Genomic DNA, 2,787 nt, shown 5'->3' with positions numbered 1-2,787 from the left:
CATCTTCTGCACGTGGCCCAAGCTCAGCAAGGCGCAAGGCCTTTTGCTGCTCCTCGCCCCTGGCTTTGGCGACTTGCAGCGAACTCTTGGCCCGATCCAGATCTTGCACGCTAACGCCACGGCCACTGGTTTTATTGGCAATGCCCTGCAAGCGAACCAAGTCTTGGTTGGCCAGAGCGGTATCGGCGTTGGCGGCAGCCAGGCGGCTGCGTGCCTGGGCGATTTCCTCAGGCCGCGAACCATTACGCAAGCGCAGCAGGTTTTTTTCCTGCACGGCAATCTGCGCCTGGGCCTGCTCGGCTTGCAAGGTCAGGGTACGAGTGTCCAACACCGCCAGTACCGCGCCGGCTTTCACTGAGTCGCCTTCTTCGGCCCGTAGTTGTGCAACCCGGCCGTTGCCATCGAAGGCCAGCGACACCTGACGGATATCGACATTGCCATGCAGCGTGAGGGGGCTTTGATCATCGCGATGGTGGCTGTTCCAGACAAGCAGCCCTGCGATAACCAGACCAGCAACCACTGCGACAACGATAAGAGGCTTCTTCATAAGCAGATTCCGAGCGCAAACGTGGGCAACAAGACATCGCAAAAAACAGATTAAATTGACTTTAATCTAAACCGCGCGAAAATCAACTATCCAGAACCAACAGAGTTGAAAAGCCATGACCAAATCGAGTCGCAGTAGCCGTATTGACGGTGAAGTGACCCGCACGCGCATCCTCGAGACGGCGGGCAGGTTGTTCGCCCAAACCGGGTTTGCGGAAACCACCAGCAAGGCCATCGCCGCAGAGGCCGAGGTGGATCTGGCATCGATCAACTACCACTTCGGCAGTCGTATAGGCCTTTATCAAACCGTCCTCGCCGAGGCGCACCGACGCATCATCCACCTGGATGACTTACTGCAGATCGCCGAGCGCAACGAGGGTGCAGAAGAAAAACTGCGCGCGTTTTTTACCATTCTGGTCGATGCCGCTCAGTCGGGACGGGGCTGGCACACCGGTGTATTGGCCCGCGAACTGCTGGCGCCCTCATCCAATCTGCAGGTGCTGTTTACCGAAGAATTGCAGCCAAAGCTCGCAGTTATCTTGGGAATACTGAGCGAGATAACCGCAATCCCCATCAGCAACCCTGCACTTCTGCGCTGCTTGGTCAGCACGGCTGCGCCGTGCCTGATGCTGCTGGTTGCCGGCAATGGTTTACCCGGCCCGGTGCAGTTGGTCTTGCAGATGCCCAAAGAACAACTGATCGCTCACCTTTACAGCTTTGCGCTGGCGGGCTTGCAGGCAATAAGTAATGAATGTGTTAGACAGGGCGGCCGCTGAGGGAAACTCGAAGGCCGGGGCCTTCGGACATGCCGGACCGGTGTCCGGCGGGTTGGCCACACCGCAGTTTTTTAGCTTTCAGGAAATGATGCTGAAGACGCTTAAACACGCACCGCAAAAGCCCCCCCTATCTCCGCAGACTTCAAAACGGTGTATGCGTAATGGGATGGTCATCCCCCCGTGTCCAAGGCTCCGCTTTCAGGAGGCATCGTAAGTCTTTGCGAGTTATCCCGCTCGAGCATCAGCCCAGCTGAACAGGTCGGAGAGCACAATGATGGCGCGGATGGCTGCCTGCCTAGTTCGGCAGCCAAGGAGCCAAATCCGGATTTACGAACCCAGCTATTCCCTCATCACTTTGTGTGAGTTAACGCTCTGATTGGCACCAAAGGAAACTGGTGGGAAGTCTGTGGAAGTAACGGGGGGAACCGAAATGAAAAATTGGCGAATTCCCCGTATTTACTGGGCTTTGCGGGACGAGCTTAGTGAGGGTTTGGCGGATACAAGTTTCCTTTGGTGCCAAATACAGTGCAGGAAGCAATTTCACGAAAACTGGCGCTTTTTTTCGCTTTCAGCGCTTAGCTTGGCACTGCTTTGAGGCTTCAAATTTAGCTTGCGGCCCTGTATTCAAAGGGCTTTGATGGAAACGGCAGTTTCTTTTTCCATCCTTTTCAAGCGGAGGAAAACGAAACGAAGCAAAACGAACGCAATCGCCCGAAACCCTTTAAAATGGGGAGAGTGCCAAGCTCAGCGCTTTTACTAAAAGAAACCAAACGGACGCTAATCGCTTCGGTTTCCTGCCATCGAGCATAGCGTGGGCACGGACTTGCCCACCCATTTGCATTCGATCTGACCAGTTATTTGCATCGGATTTGACCAGCACGATTCGTGGACATACCGGTAGAGAACGACCCAAGCTGCCTGTGGTGAAAGGCAACAATCACCTGTAAGGCGCAGAGCTGGTCGGATTGCATTTGCAAAAAAATCGCCCGCTACCGACCAGCCTCAGTGAGCAGAATTCTCAAGTCCAACTCGTCCTTGCCGACCCTCTTAGGGGGCAAATGTCGGTCGACGGAAGCTACTTGGCGACGGGGACGGCAGCATCGTCGATGTGCGCCTATCCTGATGCGGCTCCATTTCCGTGGAGCTACCGTCAAAGCAGGCGCATTCGCCAATCACGCAGTAGGATCTATTAACAATATTGATGAGTTGAGTTCATGAGATTCCATTCCGATGGTCCCTCCATTCCGGATATCCTCCTAGAACGTTGTGATGCTGGTCGCGTCGTGTTTCTGTGCGGTGCCGGAGTTTCGCTGCCATCTGGAATGCCGGACTTTGTCGGCTGTCGGCGCTGATTGAAAACTGACCCACCCTGCCGATTGAAAATTGACCCAGGGCGGATTGCTGATTTTGGCATCAGCAATTGTGGATAAGCTTAGCAGTCGTGTACCGATGGAAGAGGCACTAA

Annotated in this window: 3 protein-coding genes; 1 reads left to right on the top strand and 2 read right to left on the bottom strand. The window is 54.8% G+C overall.

The window, feature by feature from the left end:
- A partial coding sequence (locus ACRESJ_RS31625; protein ID WP_431761416.1) for a biotin/lipoyl-binding protein occupies window positions 1–547 on the bottom strand: 547 nt, incomplete at its 3' end.
- A 115-nt stretch (window positions 548–662) separates the two neighbouring features.
- Here ACRESJ_RS31625 and ACRESJ_RS31620 point away from each other — a divergent pair.
- Window positions 663–1,322 (top strand): TetR/AcrR family transcriptional regulator, encoded by a 660-nt coding sequence (locus ACRESJ_RS31620; RefSeq protein WP_431761415.1) that lies wholly within the window; start codon window positions 663–665, stop codon window positions 1,320–1,322.
- Between the two features lie 1,256 nt (window positions 1,323–2,578).
- On the opposite strand, the gene ACRESJ_RS31615 is transcribed toward ACRESJ_RS31620, so the two are convergent.
- Window positions 2,579–2,787 (bottom strand): hypothetical protein (locus tag ACRESJ_RS31615; protein ID WP_431761414.1); only part of this gene is annotated, 209 nt, incomplete at its 5' end.

This window comes from Pseudomonas sp. (assembly GCF_050739655.1).
Lineage (GTDB): Bacteria > Pseudomonadota > Gammaproteobacteria > Pseudomonadales > Pseudomonadaceae > Aquipseudomonas.
Note: the sequence above shows the minus strand (reverse complement) of the source record. Positions and strands in the feature narration are given on the sequence as shown.

Excerpts from the sequence above, each read along its gene's own strand:
- ACRESJ_RS31620 (WP_431761415.1), top strand. The coding sequence starts at position 663 with ATGACCAAATCGAGTCGCAGTAGCCGTATTGACGGTGAAGTGACCCGC.